The following is a 19461-nucleotide window of genomic DNA, read 5'->3' as shown; positions in this document are numbered from 1 at the left end:
TAGTGAATATTGAGATCTAATAAAAGATGAGGTACATGTTATGCCAAAAAACGATAATATGCTGGCCATTCTATGGATGCTAAATTCGGGCGTGAAAATGACTGCAAAACAAATATCCGAAAAGTTAGAAATAAATATAAGGACAGTTTATCGGTATATTGATGCACTATGTGCCAGTGGAGTGCCTATAATATCCGACACAGGTCATAATGGCGGGTATAGCTTGCTGAATAATTTTATCAGAGCACCTCTGCTATTTGATATTGAAGAAAAAAAGGCACTCCTTCATGCTGCTGTTTTTGCAAAAGAAGCCGGATACCCTTTGAGTGAGGCATTAAACAATGCGACATCGAAATTGAAAATGTATTCGAATCAGGAGCAGGAAAGTATACTTAGTCGTCATTTAGCCGGATTTGAAGTTATAAACCGCATGGGAGACCCTTCTCTTCAGCCGGTATTGGCGGAATTGGAGCAGGCTGTAGCAAACGAATTTTCTGTAGAAATTGATTATCGCACAAGCCGTGAAGTACGACACATGAATAGGGTGATAGACCCCTATGGAATGGTTTATTGGAACAATAAATGGTACACAGTTGCATTTTGCCATCTAAGGAATGAGATCCGCAGCTTTCGGGCAGACCGGATTCTACAAATCAAGCGTACTCAAATCATATTTAAGCGTTCTGAAGCTTTTTCGGCCCGTGAATTTTTTATGCAAAATCTGTTACCTGATTTAGTGGGCAAGGACGGGTTAATTTCTTTAATTATCGGAGGCAGGTCAGAGGCATTGGATGACTTATGCCTGCATTGGTTTTTGGGGCATCATCTGAAAGAGCGGACATCAAATCAAGCAATCTTTTTACTTGAGGAAAAATCAATTCATACCTATGTCCCTTATTTTCTCCTATCCTACGGGAAATCCATTCAAGTCATCGAACCACAGAGTTTGAAGGAAAAACTTGTTGCTGTTACGTCGGAGTTAATGGAATATTATCAGCTTTGATAGCTTCACTGACAGCAGATGTCAGTGAAGCTATTTTATAATGATGATAATCATTGATTACCGATGGATGGTTGGTATCACTTGATGAATTGTAAAATAAGGAGAACTTGCAAATGAGTAATACGGTATATCTTTATGTGTTTGACACAATGGCAGACTGGGAAATAGGTTACTTAACTGCCGAACTGAACTCGGGAAGATATTATAAAAAGGGGCTGGCCCCATCAAAAATAGTTACCGTGGGAATTGAAAAGACTCCTGTAACTACAATGGGCGGATTGAAAATACTGCCTGACATCAAACTGGATGAGTGCAGCATTGAAAGCACAGATACATTGATTTTACCCGGTGGAGATACATGGACAGAAATAATTCACCAACCCATCTTAAAAATCGCCCAGAGGTGTTTAAAGGAAGGTATATGGGTTGCAGCGATTTGTGGTGCTACAATGGGACTTGCTCAGACAGGATTGCTGAATTCACGCCTGCATACAAGCAATGATCTGGAATACCTTAAAATGATCTGCCCCACTTACACGGGCGAAAAGTATTACAAAATGGAGTCTGCTGTAACGGATGGAAAACTGATCACTGCATCTGGAATAGCTCCATTGGAATTTTCTGTACAAGTCTTGAAAGCTCTGGATGTGTTTTCTTCAGAAACATTAGATGCCTGGTATAGTCTTAATAAGACTCAAGAATCCAAATATTTCTATGAGTTGATGAATGCAATCCAATGAAGGTATAAGCATAAAATTGATAGGTTATGATCATTTAAAGGAGGAGTAAAAATGACTGAAAGCATGAAATATATGGGAGTGTCAGGTAAATATACAAAGAATGGAACACCCAACGGCTGTACATCTATTACCCCATTTATAACAGTGAAGAATCCTTCTGAAGCAATAGAGTTCTATAAAACTGTTTTCAATGCAAGGGTTAAGGATATTACTGAATATGCTGATGGAAATGGCAATAAAATAATTGTTCATGCGGAATTAGATTTTGGGAATGGTTTTTTGCAGCTGGGAGCAGCGAATCCGGCATATAAATTGGTCTTGCCGCCAGATGAAGACAATGCATGTTATTCTTTAGGAATTTACGTAATTAATGTTGATCAGGTAATTGAAAATGCGGTAGCAAGAGGAGCAAAAGTAAGGGAACCGGTTGTAAACTTTGTTTCAGGTGATCGATTCGGAAGTATATTGGATCCTTTTGGAGTAAGATGGTCTATTATGAGTAGGATTGAGGATTTGTCAGAAGAAGAAAGTAGTCGGAGGGTTGCTGAATGGGCCAAAAGCTTTAGTGGAGAATAAATGCATAGAGCTTCATACGGCATCATTATCACCGCTACAAGGCATGTAGAGTTCTATGTGTCGCTGGTGAGGGAGTATTGATTTGAAGCATCATTTACCTAAAAATCATAACCTTTAGAAAAAGCTCAAAGTGATAATTTTGAGCTTTTTCTTTACGAAATAAAGGGGGTATCAATGGCAAGGAAGTTCTTGAAGTACGCGAGTTTCAAGGTTATGGGGAATATGCAATTTGGTCCACTTTCCGATGCCAGCTGTACAATCTCGATTATGGCGCCAACTTGCGAAATAGCTGCTTTGAAGTTCGCTTTCAGGTCATACCCGTCGATTCTCACTTTCCCCGAATCGGGATGTTTATGACTGCTAACGGAGCCCGAATAACAGTCGGAGGGATTAATATTGATTGTGCGTACTAAGCTTCATATCCACTATGCGTGCATCCCTTTGGACGAGGGGCGGAATTGGTATCGGTATCATCATTTGCTTTCCGATTTCTTGCAGAAGCGCATATCCGCGCGGCGAATTGGTTAGAGAATAATGGGTTCGATGAAGAATCGGTGGAGCACTATTTGAAAGGGGAAACACTCCTTTCCTCAGTATTATATCAACAGGGGTAGGTAGCGCAGTAGGTGCGCGGTAGCTTTTTTCGTCGTGAGCCTTCAAAATCAAGGATTTGAAGCCGTAAAAACTTACAAAATCTGATATAGTCTTAATAGTAAGTATTGAAGGCTTAAACCTTAAGGGCAAAAAGCTCAAAAGAAGGAAGTGATACACAATGAATGTAGAAATGGTGATGCAGGAGCTTGAAGCTCTCGGCAAGGAGCGAACCAAGAAAATTTACGAATCCAATGGCGCGCACGAACCGCTTTTTGGCGTGGCTACAGGCGAAATGAAGCCCATTGTCAAAAAAATAAAAATAAATCAACCTTTGGCTGAGCAGCTTTACGCTACAGGGAACTACGACGCTATGTACTTTGCCGGAATAATTGCAGATCCCAAAGCGATGACTGAAGCGGATTTTGAGCGTTGGATCGATGCGGCTTATTTCTATATGCTGTCTGATTTTGTGGTTGCAGTAACCTTGGCAGAGACAGATATTGCACAAGAAGTTGCCGATAAATGGATCGCAAGCGGCGAAGAACTAAGAATGTCGGCGGGCTGGAGTTGTTACTGCTGGCTTTTGGGGAATCGCCCGGACGTTGAATTTTCCGAAAGCAAAATTGCCAATATGCTTGATATTGTGGAAAATACGATTCACGGTTCTCCCGAACGAACGAAATACGCTATGAATAATTTTATGTACACAGTGGGGGTATCCTATTTGCCGCTCCATGATAAGGCGGTCCAGACCGCAAAGGCAGTAGGCCCGGTAGAAGTCAAACAGGACAAGAAAAAAAGCAGTTTCCTGCTCGCTTCCGAACGAATTCAAAAGGCAGTAGATAAAGGGGGGCTTGGTTTCAAACGCAAACATGTAAGATGTTAGAAGTAATGCTTAACTATGCCTTAGATTATGCGCCATGAATGTGCAGCCATTCACCAAGTGTATTCACGCCAAAACCATCGCGCTGCATCTGCTGATGAACAATGAGGAAGCGGCTGAGGCGCATGAGAGGGAAATGAGAGTCTTGTTCACCGGCGAACTAGGCGTTTTGTCGGACATCGACATGAGGGTATTGGCGTTGAATCCTTTATCAGCGTTTTAAGAACAGAATGAAACCGGAATTTCGAGCGGCTCTCCCGTCTGCCAAGACGGCGGGGGCCGCTTTGTTATGTTCAAATTCGGTTCAAGATGGCTGAGTATAATGTCGAATAAAGACGATATTTGACCTGTACATAAATTAATCGGGTCGAATAATAGCGAAAGGTGAGTGGTATGATGATCAAACGTTCTATCTCTGTATTAACGGTGTTGTTTCTTGTAGCAGGACTGATCCCTACTTTTGCGGCTGCGGCTGCTCTCAGCAATTGGAATACGGTGAGTCCAAAAGTCACGGGTGAGTATTTGAGTTCCGTCACTTTCGCCAACGGCATGTTTATGGCAGTGGGGGGCAATGTGGACGAAGTGGGAACGATCCTGACCTCCAGTGATGGAGTGAATTGGACAAGACGCACGTCAGGCACTAATCAACGCCTTGATGATGTCACCTTCGGCAATAACACATATGTCGCGGTAGGCACGAACGGAGCGATCGTCACTTCCACTGATGCGGAGACCTGGACAAGCCGCGATTCGAATACCACCGATCTACCTATTTTTGGTGTCACCTACGGCAACGGTACGTTTGTGGCAGTGGGACATAGCGGCTCATATGGCGGCAGTGCTTATATAAGTACTTCTGCGGATGGAAAGAACTGGACAAAACGCACATCGGGCACTTCGAAATTTCTTTTTGATGTTGCCTATGGCAACGGCGTGTTTGTAACGGTGGGGAGCAATGGAGTGCTCTTGACTTCCGCGGACGGAACGACCTGGACATCCCGTACGCCGGGCACTACGGAATATCTTAATGGCGTCACCTACGACGGCGGCAAGTTTGTGGCGGTGGGGGATAGCGGAACGATCCTGACCTCCGCTAATGGAACGAGCTGGACAAACCGGACGTCGGGCACCTCGAGTGATCTTGAAGGAGTCACCTCTGGCAATGGAACGTTAGTGGCAACAGGAAGAGACGGGGTGATCCTGACCTCCGCCGACGGAGCGGCCTGGACAAGCCGGACGTCGGGTTCGTACACCGTTCTTACTGACGTCGCCTACGGCAACGGCATGTTTATGACGGTGGGGGCGAGCGGGACGATCCTGACCTCCGCTGACGGAGCGAGTTGGACAAGCTTGAGCATAACGAATGAATATCTTACAGGCGTCGCCTACGGCAACGAGAAGTATGTAGCGGTGGGGAACAATGGACAGGTTCTGACCTCCACGAACGGAGCGAGTTGGACAAGACAAATTACGGATACCAGGAAGCTGCTTAACATGGCTGCCTACGGTAACGGCAAGTTTGTGGCAGTGGGCGGCGAAGGGGCCATATTGACCTCCGCGGACGGAACGAGCTGGACAAGCGCCACATCGGGTACCACGAATTATCTTTATAGCGTTGCTTTTGGTGACGGAAAGTTTGTGGCTGTAGGAAGCAGCGGGACCTTATTAACTTCCGCGGATGGACAAAGCTGGACAAGCCAAACGGGTGGCGGTTATAACATGATGTCAGGCATCGCCTACGGCAGCGGTACATTTGTAGCGGTCGGGAGCGGTGGAATGAGCGGTGTGGTATTGACCTCCACGGACGGTGCGAGCTGGACAAGCCGAACTTCGGGTACCACGAATTCGCTTAATAAGATCGTCTACGACGGCGGCAAGTTTGTAGCAGTAGGAAGCAATGGGACCATATTGACTTCCGCGGATGGAGCGAGCTGGACAAGCGTCACATCGGGTACCACGCAATATCTTTATAGCATCGCCTACGGCGACGGCCTATTTGTGGCAGTGACGAGCGATAAAACGATGCCGATTGTGACGTCAACCGACGGAGCGAGCTGGACGAGCGTCCCACTAGTCACCACGGCTGGTTTTTCTAGCGTCGCCTACGGCAACGGTATGTTTGTGGCGGTGGGGTTTTCCGGGACGATTTCATTCGCGGAAACGATAGCTGATGCAGCAAGCAATAGGGCCAGTGCCAGCCCAGGCCGTGTCCTGGAAGGCGGCTCGGTGACGCTGACGGCGACGGGAGACCGGCAGTCGGCAACGGGAGGGGGGAATGGCGCTGCAAGGTTCGTTCCGATAAGCTGGACATCGACGGAGAGCGGCAAATCTGGAAGTTTCAGCTTAAGCGGAGGAATCTACAGCTCCACTTATACGACCACAGCTGCAGGCAGCTATACGGTAACGGCTACTTTTGCGAAGCAAACGTGGGACGGCAGCGCGTGGGTGGATGCCGGAACGACGGACACGAAGACGACAACTGTCGCCGTGTTCGGACAGAATGCGGCAGCGCCGACCATCGGCACACAGCCGGAGGATCAGACGGCGATCGTAGGCGGCACCAGCCCGGTCTTGGCCGTAGCGGCGACGTCGAGCGACGGAGGAACGCTGAGCTACCAGTGGTACAGCAACACGACGAATAGCAATATCGACGGCACAGCGATTAGCAACGCAACGAACGCATCGTATGAAGCGCCGACGGCAACAACGGGAACGATGTATTACTATGTCATCGTAACGAATACGAATAGCAGCGCGATAGGCAGTCAAACGGCCACGGCGAAGAGCAGCGCAGCCAAGATTACAGTTAACGAAGCACTTACCTATACGATTAGTGCAATCGCCGATCAAACGGCAACTGCACTTACTCAAGGTTACGAATCAGGTTCGCAAGAGACAACAACCATCCAAGTAACGAATAGCGGTACAGGTCATTTGACGAATCTGTCGGCAACGCTTAGCGGCACAAATGTGAACGATTTTGTGATCACGCAACCAACCGCGACTCTAAACAGCGGAGCGCCCGCAACAAGCTTTACTGTCCAAGCGAAAGACGGCTTGCCAGCCGGTACGTATACCGCAACAATCACGGTATCGGCAAGTCAGATGACGGATGTGACATTTAAAGTAACCCAAACGGTGAACTTGCCGAACGCTCCTGGGAATCCGCAGAACCTTCTGGCTACAGGAGGAGATCGTCAGGTTTCGCTGAAGTGGAGTGCCGTAACGGGAGCGACTTATTACAATCTGTATATGTCGAATGTTCCGAATCAATTTAGCGATGACGAAATGACTTCCGTGACTGACGTAACCTATAACGTCGACAATCTGCTCAACGGAACAACCTATTACTTTATGGTGAAGGCAGGCGGTTTGGGAGGTTTGAGCGCGGAATCCAATCAGGCAAGCGCGACTCCGGCAACCGCTCCGGCAGCACCAACGGGTGTGACGGCGGCCGCTGGAAACGGGCAAGCCACCATTACCTTTACGGCTCCAACGGACAATGGCGGAAGTGCGATTACGGGGTATGAGGTGACAGCTTCACCAGGAAACGCGGTCATAACCGGAATGACAAGTCCGATTACCCTCACAGGCCTGACTAATGGAACGAGCTATACGTTTACGGTGAAGGCAATCAATGGCAAGGGAAGCAGCGAATCTTCCACTGTATCCAATGCCGTCATCCCGAGTTCGCCATCCAGCGGCAACACGCCTTCCGGATCGACGACAACAACACCGGGGACCACGATTACTGGTGTGGATATACTCGTCAACGGAAAAGTAGAGAGTGCGGGAACCGCAACGACAACCAAGCAGAATGGTCAAACGGTAACGACGGTCGTTCTCGACCAGAAGAAACTGGATGACAGGCTCGCGGCGGTAGGCCAGCATGCCGTGGTTACGATTCCGGTGAACGCCAAATCCGATGTGGTTGTCGGTGAACTCAACGGTCAAATCGTGAAAAACATGGAAGACAAGCAAGCGGTTCTAGTCATCCAAACGGATAAAGCGACGTATACGCTCCCTGCACATCAAATTAACATCCGTGCCCTATCCGATCAAGTCGGGAAGTCGGTAGCTCTTCAAGACATCAAGGTGCAGATCGAAATCGCTGCACCGACAGCGGATACGGTGAAGGTAGTGGAGAATGCGGCAGCCAAAGGAACGTTTACCCTTGTCACGCCGCCAGTTGAGTTTACAGTTAGCGCTACACATGGAGGCACAACGGTCAAGGTAGAGAATTTCAACGCCTATGTGGAAAGAACGATTGCGATTCCAGATGGCGTAGACCCGAACAATATTACAACTGCTGTCGTTGTCGATCCAGATGGAACTGTACGCCATGTGCCAACTAAAATTGAGCTTATCGACGGCAAGTATTACGCTAAAGTGAACAGCTTGACCAACAGTACGTACTCTGTTGTATGGCATCCGCTCGAATTTAACGATGTTGCGAACCACTGGGCTAAAAATGCTGTCAACGATATGGGATCGCGAATGATCATTAGCGGCAATGGCAACGGGCAGTTCAGCCCTGACCGGAATGTCACCCGCGCTGAGTTTGCAGCTATTATCGTTCGGGGATTGGGCCTTAAGCTTGAAAACGCAGCGACGCCATTCTCGGATGTAAAGACGGCGGATTGGTACAGCAGCGCGATAAACACAGCTTATGCGCATCATCTGATCAATGGCTTTGCAGACGGTACGTTCCGTCCGAACGATAACATTACCCGAGAACAAGCCATGGTGATGATCGCCAAAGCCATGACAATCACGGAGTTGAAAAGCAAGCTGCCTGTCCAATCGGCCGACGCAACCCTACGACCGTACGCGGATACGGCAGATGCATCCAATTGGGCGCTAAGCAGCATTGCGGACAGCGTTCAAGCAGGGGTCGTTTCAGGGAGAACCAGCTCCCAACTTGCTCCGAAAGCTTACATGACGAGAGCAGAGGTAGCCACGATTATTCAGAAACTTCTACAAAAGTCCGGATTGATTTAAGTAGAGATAATAGGTTATCCTCACGTTCTAAATCATAACTTACGATCCCTTCCCAAGCGGTTATTGAACCGCACGCTCTTGGGAGGGGATTTTTATTGTCGTGCCTGTAACCACTTACAAAATTAACTTTTTATGTTAACATGATAAATATCATACTTTTAAGACATTTACACCAATTAAGCTAGATCTGCCTAATGAACGGGAGGAATTAGCAATGTCCAATGACAAAGAATCAAAAGATTTTGAGCTTGACGATTTGGAGAAGCCGTTGACGGAGCAGGAAATGAAAGAAACAACCGGAGGAGGGACAACAGCCCCCTTAAGCCCAACACTTCCCTTAAGCCCCGGACTCTACGTACAAGTATTAGATGGTCAGATCAGGGTAAACAATCCAAGCGGTTCAAGCAATTTCAGTGCAGGCCAGTTTGGCTATATTGCCAGTCCTAAACTACCGCCAGTAGTAATCCCAACCAACCCAGGATTACAATTCACTCCACCACCCAAATTCGAACAAAGCTCAATACCAAACAAAATCCCAGGTTCAAGCTAAAGCTCAAACGACATATTCAGCATGTAGCGATGAATGGATTCTTGTAAAAATAGTTGTTGAAATGGGAAAACCTAACTGTCGTTAGGTTTTTTCTATTTCAACGTGAAGAGGTGACTTATTATGGATGCTATGGAACTTGTAACGTTTAGCGTGAACGGTGCGGAATGGCGTCTGCGCGATGTACTCAAACTTGCGTGCATGGAGGGCGGGTTTACCGCTATCGAGGATAGCATTCGAAGAGCCGTTACGCTGGAGTTTGCTGAGCAGCACAATCTATCAATCGATGAGCTGGAATGGAAAGCGAAAGTGAGTGAGATGCGGCAGCAATTGGGGTTATACAGCGCGGCAGAAACCTTGGCTTGGCTGAGTATGCGAGGGTTGGTGACAGCCGATCTGTTCGAGTCGGCCAAAGTCCAGCTTCTGACAGAGAAGGTGAAGTGTATCGTATCGGAAGATCGGATAGATGCTTATTTTCTGGAAAACCGACTTTCCTTTGATAAAGCTAATGTTTCTCAATTGGTAATCGGCAGCAGGGAGCAGGCGCAAGAGCTGCTATTTCAGCTTGAGGAGGGCGAGCCGTTCTACAAGCTGGCGCAAACCTATTGTTTGAACAGCAGCAGCAAGTATGACGGCGGATACTTCGGGTGGGTTGGTCGAGCCGAATTAAACGGTGAAGAAGAAGCGGCCGTATTCGGTTCGGAAGCCGGACAAACGGTGGGACCTTTTCCGTTCGGTTCTTTCTATCGGCTGCTGCACGTTTGGGAAGTCATTCCGGCTGAACTGACCGAGGAGGTTCGGCTAAAGCTTGCCGATTTGCTTTTTGAAGAGTGGCTGAACGAAGCTGTAAAAAGATCGGAAGTCGATGTTAAACTATGGGGCTATTTGGCAGGGGAGCCATTAGGCTGATCGTTCGGGAGGCTCGGGAATGCTAGATTTAGATGCTATGATTTTGGATTCGATCCCTATTTTTCAAGTGCTGTCGCCACAGGAGAAAGAGGAGGTATTTGCCTCCTTTGAGAAGCTTTCTTTCCATATGGGAGACACGATTATTCAGGCAGGGGAACGAGGAGATTCCTTCCATCTCATCTTGACGGGCAAAGTGCGAATGATCGGTAAGGATAAGGATGGCAAGGAGCTCAATTTAGGCGTAATGGAATCAGGCTCACATTTCGGACAGGAAGCGCTGCTGAATGAAGAATTTCAAGAACATACGCTGAGGGCGTCGACGAAGCTAAAGCTGCTAAGATTGTCCAGAACCATGTTTATGCAAATGATCGACGCGCACCCCGAATTGAGGGTGTACTTGCTTGAACAATTGGCCGATGATGCGATGCGCAAATTTTTGAAGCGGACGGCGCTGTTTGCCCCGCTGCATCATCAGGAGCTGCGCTCACTGCTTGATATTATGGTCATGAAGGAATATGCTCCTGGACATGCGATCGTCAGTGAAGGGGAGGCAGGAGACGCTTTCTATATTCTTCGTTCCGGTACGGCTTCCGTACTGAAGGAAAGTGAGGGAGGGCGGAAGCTTAATACGGTAAAGGCAGGGGAGTTTTTCGGAGAGCTCGCGCTGTTGACCGGCGATCCTCGCAAGGCCAGCGTCGTAGCTGACGAAGCGGTTTCCGTGTTCAGCCTGGCCAAGAACGATTTCGACAAGTTAATTATGAAATATCCGAAGGTCAGGGAAACGATTATCGGTATCGCTTCTGCTTATTTACAACATGCGGATGCACCTCGGAATACGGAAGTGAACGTTACCGCAGAGGATCGCGCAGGTTACGCTTCCGATAGCATTGCGGAAGAGGCCGAGCAAGAGAAGCGGCAGCGAGATGGCGGTCGGAGGGCTTGGGGCTTAAGGAGCCGGTTCCCGGTGCGCATTCAGCAAAGCGAGTTGGACTGCGGGCCAACCTGTCTCTCCATGATCGCCCAGCACTACGGCAAGCGCCTGAGCATTCATCGGCTAAGAGAGCTGGCGCAAGTAGGCTTGGAAGGAAGCACGCTATTCAATCTCTGCAAAACGGCGGAATCGATCGGCTTTCAAGCGGAGGCGGTCCGCAGCAGCTTGAAGGGGTTGGCTGAGCAGACGCTGCCTGCTATTGCCCATTGGAAAGGCAATCATTATGTCGTGGTCGTCAAAGTAGACGAACGATATGTGACGGTGGCCGACCCGGGTATCGGTTTACTGACTTATTCGCATGAAGACTTTCTGAAGGGATGGACGCTGAACACGGTGTTTCTGAAGCCTGTCGAAGCTTTCTTCGAGCAAGAAGAGTCGAAGCCTTCTTTTGGGCGTTACTGGGCTTTTTTTGCCCCCCGCAAGCAGGCGTTGTTCCATCTCGTGTGCTTGACCTTGCTATTGCAAGTCATTAATCTGGCGCTCCCGCTGTTTACGCAGCAGGTGATCGACCGGGTGCTTATCGGCGGAAATTACGACGACCTGAACGTGATGTTGATCGTCATGTTAGGTGTCTCACTGTTGACCTTACTCGTTCAATCGATCAGGGAATGGGTCATTGCGAATACATTCACGAAAATAGACATCGACATGATCATGAGCTTCTATCGGCATGTGTTTCGCTTGCCTATGCGCTACTTCGCCACGCGGAAAGTAGGCGACATCTTGACGCGCGCCGGGGAAAATCAGGTCATCCGTCATTTTCTCGTCACGAACAGCATGAATGCCGTGTTGAACGTGATGACGATCGTCGTATACATGGTCATTATGTTCACTTATAGCGTGACGCTGGCCTGGATCGCGCTGGCGTTCATCCCATGCTTCATTGCGCTAACGCTGATCGTGACTCCGCTGATGAAGCGCAACAGCAGGAAGCAATTTCAAGCCGATGTGGACTTACAGAACGCGCTAGTGGAAACCATCGGCTCCATGCGTACCGTGAAAGCCCTCGCGGCTGAAGACGAGGTTCGAAAGAAAGTGGAGAGCAAGTTCCGCCAGTCTATTGCCATCCAAATGAAGGGTTGGAAAATCGGCCTCTTCTCCGGCTCCGTTGCCACAGTGCTGCAAACGTTAAGTGGCGTAACCGTGCTGTACGCCGGTGCCGAGTTTATTATCGGGGAGAAGCTGACCGTCGGGGAACTGATGGCTTTCAGCGCGGTGTATGCGCTCGTAACGGGCGCGGCGCTTGGCTTAATCGGGATGTGGGATCAGTTTCAAGGCGTGCGCATTGCCTTGGAACGGCTTGACGACGTATTCGAGACGGAGCAGGAGGAACCCGATCCTACCCGATTGACAGCGCTGCCGAAGCTGCAGGGGATGATTGCATTCGAACGCGTATCGTTCCGCTATGATTCCGACGGGAAGAATGTACTGCAGAATATTTCCTTCGACATGGCTCCGGGCCAGACAATTGCCATCGTCGGTCGAAGCGGGTCAGGGAAATCGACCCTGGCGAATCTACTGCTTAAGCTATATGCGCCAAGTAGCGGGACGGTTCGCATCGACGGGCACGACCTGAAGCAGGTGCAGGCCGCTACGCTCCGTAAGCAAATCGGAGTCGTACAGCAGGAAGCGGGGCTCTTCAGCGGAACGATTCATGAAAATATTGCTTATCAAATTCCCGATGCTTCGATGGATGAGGTGATGGCCGCTTCCATGCTTGCGGGAGCGCATGAATTCATTATGACATTTCCGAATGGCTACGATACACAGGTTGGGGAGCGGGGTGCGAGCTTGTCCGGAGGGCAGCGCCAGCGTATCGCTATTGCGAGGGCGCTGATCGGCAATCCGCGCATTCTGATATTCGACGAAGCGACGAGCGCGCTAGACAATGAATCCGAGAGGACGATTCAGCGGAATATGAGTACGATACTCAAAGATCGAACGACCCTCATCATCGCGCATCGACTAAGCACCATCCGGCATGCGGACCGCATTCTCGTACTGGATCAAGGGGTTATTGCAGAGTCAGGTACTCATGAGCAGCTAATGGCTGCTAAAGGTCTTTACCACATGCTGGTCAGTCAACCGTTGGATTAACGCCAAAAGGTGATAGCGCGATCGCCCATAATGAGCTGGAATCATAACATACGGATGAGATCGAGAGCCCTTCTTATTAGGGCTCTTGTTGATGTGGTAGTTTGTCATTGCGACGTCATCGGGAAGAGTTATACTGTACTTCTTGCAACGAGTAAGGAGGGGTGTAGTTGAAGGTCGTAATTATCGATGACGAAAAGGCCATGCACTTCATTATGAAACGGATGCTCGCTAAGGTGGCTGAGATCGAGATTGTGGGAAGCTTCCAAGAGACTGCGACCGCATTCTCCTATTTGGCGGATCATGAGGTGGACTTGATATTTCTGGATATTAGGATGCCAAGAGAGAATGGTGTTGAGTTTGCCAAACGATTAAGAGGGAGCGACAGACGGATGAAGATCATTTTTGTCACGTCCTACAAAGAATATGCCTCGGATGCATTCGAAGTGAATGCCTATGACTACATCGTGAAGCCCGTTGAACAGGGCAGACTGCATAGAACCGTGCAAAGAGCCCTTTCCGAGAAACGTTAAAGAGGCATACAAACAACTGCAAACAGAGCTGGAGCTTGATCATTGGCTTTGGCTTTTTTTGCCGCGAGGGAAAGACGATAACGAATTCACCCCTGTTGGTCAGGAAAGACTAATAGTGTTGATCGCTTATCTCAGTCATGCGACATCTCGCCGTGTTACTCAACTATAATCTTCAATTAATGATAGTTTTCCTTCTTTGATCCCAAATACGGACTTCCCTTTTAGTTGGAGCGTATCTCCAATCTTTAATCCGTTAGGCAAATCTACAGCCAGTTTTCCTTCATAATCAATTTGTACTTCTACTTTGTCATCTATAGCACGATAGTCAATAATTGTCTGACGACGACTAGAGAAAATCTTTGCCGACTGTTCTGCTAGTTCTCTGAACTCTTCTGTTCCTCTTGTCTCCGTGTTAAGTTCATCATTAGAAAAATTCCTGAACAGGATATCCTTATGCAAGAGCTTAACAATCCCCTCGACATCAAATGAATTATAGGCCTCAACATAATTTTCAATCATTTCTTTGGTCTCTTCATTATTCATAGTCATACTCCTCTCATGGATAAAGATGCTTAATACCCATATTCTCTAGAACTCAGAGTTTTTCCTTTATTTAGTATATAATTGGATGAAAGCAAAAGCAGGCAAAGCCTAAAGCAAAAAAAACCTGTTTACCAATTATCTGTATTGTGCCGATTGGGTAAAAGCTACTGATATGTGCAATATTTTGGGAGTTAAGCCTCAAGATAAGAACATGTTGGTGGCGTCGATCCAGAAGCCAGTCTGACAACGATTGAGATGCGGAGAGTGATTGTCAAAGAGTCACTGCGTCTAAAGCTCCCGGGTCGTAAACCGCTGCATTAAAAATGCGGTGATAATGGTTGAAGAGAACCCAGCCCTGTAGACGACATATCCGATCGCTCCGCCCAATGTATTGGATATCACATCATCTACATCAAACGCGCCTAGGTGAGTTAAAGACTGGAGCGTCTCAAGAACGAGAATCGCCAAGATAAACAGGACGATGAATCTCCCAAAACGGATTTGATTAATAGCCACATGGAAATGATCCGTCAACCTCCAACTTCGAATAAAAAAGAGACGCGAAATCGATCGCGTCCCCCCGTTGGCGTTTATTGCCACCAATGCTTTTTTTCACTTATCCCAACGTCCCACAGCTTGGCATTGCCGGAAACAATAATCGAGATTTCAGCAATCTTGTCCATGGGAATGTTCAGCGTCTCTATGGTCGGATTATAAACCTCTAAGCTTTCCCAAGGTAATGGTTGATGAATTCGGCTACCCCCCGGGGTATCAGCGGAGACTGCCTTACTGAATTTGTTCAAAGACCTGCTTCGTCAGCAAGGAAGGCTGTATGCGCAGCTCTCCAAGCTTATCTTCAAGCCAACGATAAGTTTTCAGAACCCGATCGTGCTTTCCCTGCGACAAATACGCTTGCATGAGGAGCCTGTATGCTTCTTCTTCGTAAGGCGAATGCTCAATTACTTGCATAGCCGCTTTGACCGCAAGGCTATATTCTTCCTGATCCATATAATGTTTAATAAGCTTCAAGAAGAGCGTAACCACCATATTATCCAACTGTGCAGCCGCTTCATAGGCCCAAGGATAGTCTTCATCCGTTAGCAGGCCGCCTTTATAAATCTGCAGTGCCTGTTCCACCTCGGCGATAGACAGCTGTCGATCATTCAATTCGCTCGGTGTGCAGCTCATAATCGCCATATAATCGGAGCTTACTTGTTGAGCGTTCAACCGATAAGTTTCCCGTTCATAAAGAATGACATTGTCAAGTCCGCAATTACGCAAGTCCTTTCTTAGAAAGCTGACACAGGTATGCAAATAAATTTTGGCTTTCTCGTATCGTTCATTTGGCCATAGCTGTGCAATGAACTTATCGCGATGAACGGCAGTATTATAATGCAGCAGCAGATAGGCGAACAACTCTTTCTCCTTGGCGGTTCTCCAGCTCAAGCTGCTGCCATCCATCTTGCTAACATGGAATGCTCCAAGCAGTTGGATCTGCAATTGCGGTTCATTCGCTTGGGCTCGGGAGAACGGTCGAACGGGAGCTTCGATCGAAATTCGTTCAATCGTCTTCATCAGTCTCGCCATTTCCACAGGTTTAAGCAAGTAATCGACGGCGGCTATATCGAACGCTTCAATGGCATATTGGTGATAGGCTGTGACGAATACGATGGCGGCGTTCGGATTGCCCGAATGAATATGCTCTGCGAGCTCTAGCCCAGTCATCCCGGGCATCTCAATATCCAGAAACCACACATCCGCTGCGGCATTGTGCCGGATCGCTTCTATTGCTTCGTATGCGTTGGAGAAACGCCCGGCGATTTCGACTTTGCCTGTTCGAAGCAAAAACATTTCAAGCATATTCAGCATATGTAATTCGTCATCAACGAGAAAAGCTTGCAGCATGCTGCGACCTCCATATGTTCAGGATTGTAACGGGAATTCAATCATTACTTTGGTTCCGATGCCATGCTCACTGACCACGACCGGTGCGCGACCGTTCAAGTGCTTCAGTCGTCTGGAAATATTGAACAGTCCGATCCCTTGCTCGTTGGAAGGTCGTTCGAATAATCGGCTGATTTGCTGCGATGTCATGCCAACTCCATCGTCCTCCACGATGACCTGAACTTTATCGTTATGCTTGCGTATCGACAGCTTCACCGTACCGCCGCTCACTTTCTTGGAAACGCCGTGACGAATGGCGTTCTCGACAAGAGGCTCGATCAAGAGCGGCATCATCCGGCACGAATGCAACGATGGATCGACATCCATCTGAACGCTAAGCCGGGAACCGAAACGTTCCTTCTCAATATCCAGGTAGGCGCTGATCAACTCCATCTCTTTGCTTAAAGGGATCAGCTCTTCCGTATTGTCGAAGTGAAACAGTATGCGCAAATACCGACTGAACACGCCGAGCAGCTCGCCTGCCTTGGCGCCGTCCGTATAGCAGAGCGACATGATTGTACCTAGTGCGTTATACAAAAAATGAGGTTTAATCTGCGAACGCAAGAAAGCCATTTCATTAGCCGCAGATTCCTTGACCAATCGTTTAACCCCGAGCAGCGTATGAACGCGCACGAGAATTTCGCCTGCATCAAGCGGGCGGTTAATGAAATCATTGCCTCCAGCGGCAATGCATGCCTCGATATCTGCCGGCGTACTGCGAGCATGAATGAACAGCACAGGCAGTTCAACCTGACTGTATTCCTGGCGCAGCCTCTTGCAGAGAGAGTAGCCGTTCCCGGACGGGAGATGAGCGTCAACGATAAGCAAATCGGGTACTTCGCTGGTGGATAAAGCCTCATATGCCGCAGCATCGGAAGTTGTCACAACGATTCGGAACCCTTCCATCGAAAGCAGACTATATAAATGCTCCAGGTCGACCAGGTTGGCTGTTGCCAGAACAATAGTAGCCGCTGAAGCATTGCTATCCGCTTGGGCTGTGGCTGCCACCATCGCTTCGACTGAAGGGTTGGCATCGTCATCAGCAACGATCGAGGCAGCAGCATCTTCGCGATCAACGATGGGCAGACTGACCCGAATTAACGGTATGGCTTGTAACACGATCAATTGCCCGTCCATTTGCTGAATCAGCTTGCGGGAAAAGTCCAGCCTGGATTGAAGGTCCTCGTCATCATGCATAACCGGGGTGTGGCCTGTGTCCTTAATGGCTCTGCTTACTTGCTCCTGCTTGCAAAGGATAGAGATGACGACCCGATCGCCTTCTCTTTGGCATGAAATATGGATTTCTTTCAGATCCGGCATACCCATATTGAAATACATAATGTTATAGAGAACTTGCAGCAAACGCCTCTCGTCTGCACGCACATATCGGGATTCAAGATCAATTTGGTGGCTAAGAACGACACCTTTGCTGAGCGATAGAAAGCCGAATACTTCTGTCACGACGGATAGGCTGGTTACAAGATCTACCGTCTGGACTGCCACGTTCAGTCTGCCGTCCTTGAATCGGGAAGTGTCGATCAAGTCATTCACCGTATTGGACATCCGATAGGCGATGTTACGAATCATTTCCAGCTTCTTGCGAGCATCGGATTCATTTTGTTTGCGCAAGGGCGAAGCTAGCACGGATTGAGATAAATGAATCATACCATGAAGTGGTGTGTTCAATTCATGCGACGTAAGCAGAAGGAAGTCATCCTTCATCTGGTCTGCTTGCTGCAGCTTCTTAGTGAGCTGCTGCATGGCTTCATAAGAACGGCCGTATTGATAAATCAGGAAGAAGGCGAATAACACCATCTCGAGCAATGTAATTTCATTGACTACGGTCTGACTGACGAGGTTGCTGCTGCTTGCAATCGACAGTATGCTGATCAGCAGCACCATCCCGACGGAGAGAATCAGCAGCTGGAATTGATCGCGCGAGATGGAGCCATAACGCTTCCTCCAATACATAGCCAGCAGATAAACGATGATGGCGAAATAGAAGCACATGTTCAGTAAATACATGGGGTCTTGAACGAGCGTATACATGCGAAAAGGAGCAGCCAATATGAACAGTCCATACAGTCCGACTGCTGCGCTTGAGGCTTGCAGGAGCTTGGCAACAAAACGCCCAGCGGCAATTTGGTTCACGATCTGCATGACAAGCACAGGCATCAGATAGACAGATAAATATTTGATTTTGAAAGCGATCTCAAAGGGTAACATCGGCAGAAGGTCCAGCAGCAACCGTTCTCCGTTCGTAATGACAGCCGCTGCGAAGCAGAGGAAGAACAAAGAATGGAGCAGCACAATACGGTTGCGTTGAATAAACCCATACACGTATAGAAAAAGAAATGAAAAGGTTAGCAAAAGCAGCGTTATGGTAAGCTCCAGAACCATTTGCAGGTTCTTCCTGCGTTCGAGCTGCTTGCTTGGCCCCAGTTCGATGGAATTGAATATTCCACCCTCCTGCGAGTCGAAATTGGCAACTTGAAGTACGATTTCGATCTCGGTCCCTCTCGGCTCGAAATATACGGTGTAAGGCACATTGCGCGGCGTATATCCGCCCTTAGAAGAGCCCGGCACGCCGGATTGCCCGAGCAGCTTGCCATCTACAAACATCGCATCGGCAAACCGTATGTACTGCTTATTGATCGCAAGCGCCATATCCGCAGGAGCATTGCGAATGAATAAGCGATAGGTTCCTTCCCCGTGCCCGTCCATCTTCTTGCCGTTGTGCAGCGTACCCGTACTCCAATTGCCGGGAACCTGCATGTAGCTGTTCTCTGGCTTCATGCGATAGATTTCGTCTGGAGTCAGCAATTGGTGAGGATAAAATATCCATTCTCCATCGAGCCGTATGATCTTTTGATGTTGAAGCACTCCGTTCGGCAACTGCAGTACGCCTTGCTTCGCCAACGGAGTGTCGTTTGGCGCTGCTGAAAGATGTCGAATAACGACGATAAGAATTAGGAATAGGACTGCGGCAATTGCAGCCAAGAAACGTTCTTTGACCAGTCTCACTTTCATGCCCCGATTCAATATTGATTGTGTTGGGTTCACGAGGGGGAATCTTTTTCTTTACTTATACAAGCTTCTTATC

At 48.3% G+C, this 19461-nt stretch carries 15 protein-coding genes; 10 read left to right on the top strand and 5 right to left on the bottom strand.

Features of this window, described 5'->3' with window-relative positions; all coding sequences use genetic code 11:
- Positions 1–40: 40 nt before the first annotated feature.
- From EKN16_RS19175 to EKN16_RS19125, 10 genes are all read left to right on the top strand, one after another.
- Positions 41–1003 carry a helix-turn-helix transcriptional regulator gene (locus EKN16_RS19175; protein WP_125660790.1) on the top strand — a complete coding sequence of 321 codons (963 nt, stop codon included), beginning with the start codon at positions 41–43 and terminating at the stop codon, positions 1001–1003.
- A 113-nt stretch (positions 1004–1116) separates the two neighbouring features.
- Entirely contained in the window at positions 1117–1743 is a 627-nt protein-coding gene (locus tag EKN16_RS19170) for a type 1 glutamine amidotransferase family protein (protein ID WP_125660787.1), read from the top strand.
- A gap of 51 nt (positions 1744–1794) precedes the next feature.
- On the top strand, positions 1795–2319 hold the full coding sequence (locus EKN16_RS19165; RefSeq protein WP_125660784.1) for a VOC family protein: 525 nt from the start codon (positions 1795–1797) through the stop codon (positions 2317–2319).
- Positions 2320–3091: 772 nt separating this feature from the next.
- Positions 3092–3799, top strand: coding sequence for a DNA alkylation repair protein (locus tag EKN16_RS19160; RefSeq protein WP_125660781.1), 708 nt, complete (start codon positions 3092–3094; stop codon positions 3797–3799).
- Between the two features lie 34 nt (positions 3800–3833).
- Positions 3834–4019: a hypothetical protein gene (locus EKN16_RS19155; RefSeq protein ID WP_125660778.1), complete on the top strand. Its 186-nt coding sequence runs from the start codon at positions 3834–3836 to the stop codon at positions 4017–4019.
- Between the two features lie 170 nt (positions 4020–4189).
- Positions 4190–8797 carry an S-layer homology domain-containing protein gene (locus EKN16_RS19145; RefSeq protein WP_232015851.1) on the top strand — a complete coding sequence of 1536 codons (4608 nt, stop codon included), beginning with the start codon at positions 4190–4192 and terminating at the stop codon, positions 8795–8797.
- Positions 8798–9011: 214 nt separating this feature from the next.
- Positions 9012–9347 carry a hypothetical protein gene (locus EKN16_RS19140; RefSeq protein ID WP_125660775.1) on the top strand — a complete coding sequence of 112 codons (336 nt, stop codon included), beginning with the start codon at positions 9012–9014 and terminating at the stop codon, positions 9345–9347.
- A 120-nt stretch (positions 9348–9467) separates the two neighbouring features.
- A complete protein-coding gene (locus EKN16_RS19135; protein ID WP_125660772.1) occupies positions 9468–10253 on the top strand; it encodes a peptidylprolyl isomerase in 786 nt (261 codons plus the stop codon).
- A 19-nt stretch (positions 10254–10272) separates the two neighbouring features.
- Entirely contained in the window at positions 10273–13341 is a 3069-nt protein-coding gene (locus tag EKN16_RS19130) for a peptidase domain-containing ABC transporter (RefSeq protein WP_125660769.1), read from the top strand.
- Positions 13342–13508: 167 nt separating this feature from the next.
- Positions 13509–13871, top strand: coding sequence for a LytR/AlgR family response regulator transcription factor (locus EKN16_RS19125; protein ID WP_125660766.1), 363 nt, complete (start codon positions 13509–13511; stop codon positions 13869–13871).
- A 159-nt stretch (positions 13872–14030) separates the two neighbouring features.
- Here EKN16_RS19125 and EKN16_RS19120 read toward each other — a convergent pair whose 3' ends face one another.
- From EKN16_RS19120 to EKN16_RS19100, 5 genes are all read right to left on the bottom strand, one after another.
- Entirely contained in the window at positions 14031–14414 is a 384-nt protein-coding gene (locus EKN16_RS19120; RefSeq protein WP_125660763.1) for a nuclear transport factor 2 family protein, read from the bottom strand.
- A gap of 288 nt (positions 14415–14702) precedes the next feature.
- Positions 14703–14930, bottom strand: coding sequence for a VanZ family protein (locus EKN16_RS19115; protein ID WP_311545922.1), 228 nt, complete (start codon positions 14928–14930; stop codon positions 14703–14705).
- 74 nt (positions 14931–15004) lie between these two features.
- A complete protein-coding gene (locus EKN16_RS19110) occupies positions 15005–15217 on the bottom strand; it encodes a hypothetical protein (RefSeq protein WP_125660756.1) in 213 nt (70 codons plus the stop codon).
- Positions 15201–16319: a response regulator gene (locus EKN16_RS19105; RefSeq protein ID WP_125660753.1), complete on the bottom strand. Its 1119-nt coding sequence runs from the start codon at positions 16317–16319 to the stop codon at positions 15201–15203. Before EKN16_RS19105 ends, EKN16_RS19110 begins: the two co-directional genes overlap by 17 nt.
- 18 nt (positions 16320–16337) lie before the next feature.
- Entirely contained in the window at positions 16338–19421 is a 3084-nt protein-coding gene (locus tag EKN16_RS19100) for a histidine kinase (RefSeq protein WP_125660750.1), read from the bottom strand.
- Positions 19422–19461: the final 40 nt, after the last annotated feature.

It is taken from the genome of Paenibacillus baekrokdamisoli (genome assembly GCF_003945345.1).
Taxonomy (GTDB): domain Bacteria; phylum Bacillota; class Bacilli; order Paenibacillales; family Paenibacillaceae; genus Paenibacillus_Z; species Paenibacillus_Z baekrokdamisoli.
The sequence above is the reverse complement of the archived record's forward strand: the minus strand, read 5'-3'. Positions and strand labels throughout refer to the sequence as shown.

What these genes read in the sequence shown, in the direction of transcription:
- EKN16_RS19130 (WP_125660769.1), top strand. Translation starts at nt 10,273, where the DNA reads ATGCTAGATTTAGATGCTATGATTTTGGATTCGATCCCTATTTTTCAA.
- EKN16_RS19175 (WP_125660790.1), top strand. Translation starts at nt 41, where the DNA reads ATGCCAAAAAACGATAATATGCTGGCCATTCTATGGATGCTAAATTCG.
- EKN16_RS19140 (WP_125660775.1), top strand. Translation starts at nt 9,012, where the DNA reads ATGTCCAATGACAAAGAATCAAAAGATTTTGAGCTTGACGATTTGGAG.
- EKN16_RS19120 (WP_125660763.1), bottom strand. Translation starts at nt 14,414, where the DNA reads ATGAATAATGAAGAGACCAAAGAAATGATTGAAAATTATGTTGAGGCC.
- EKN16_RS19170 (WP_125660787.1), top strand. Translation starts at nt 1,117, where the DNA reads ATGAGTAATACGGTATATCTTTATGTGTTTGACACAATGGCAGACTGG.
- EKN16_RS19135 (WP_125660772.1), top strand. Translation starts at nt 9,468, where the DNA reads ATGGATGCTATGGAACTTGTAACGTTTAGCGTGAACGGTGCGGAATGG.
- EKN16_RS19105 (WP_125660753.1), bottom strand. Translation starts at nt 16,319, where the DNA reads ATGCTGCAAGCTTTTCTCGTTGATGACGAATTACATATGCTGAATATG.
- EKN16_RS19165 (WP_125660784.1), top strand. Translation starts at nt 1,795, where the DNA reads ATGACTGAAAGCATGAAATATATGGGAGTGTCAGGTAAATATACAAAG.
- EKN16_RS19145 (WP_232015851.1), top strand. Translation starts at nt 4,190, where the DNA reads ATGATGATCAAACGTTCTATCTCTGTATTAACGGTGTTGTTTCTTGTA.
- EKN16_RS19160 (WP_125660781.1), top strand. Translation starts at nt 3,092, where the DNA reads ATGAATGTAGAAATGGTGATGCAGGAGCTTGAAGCTCTCGGCAAGGAG.
- EKN16_RS19155 (WP_125660778.1), top strand. Translation starts at nt 3,834, where the DNA reads ATGAATGTGCAGCCATTCACCAAGTGTATTCACGCCAAAACCATCGCG.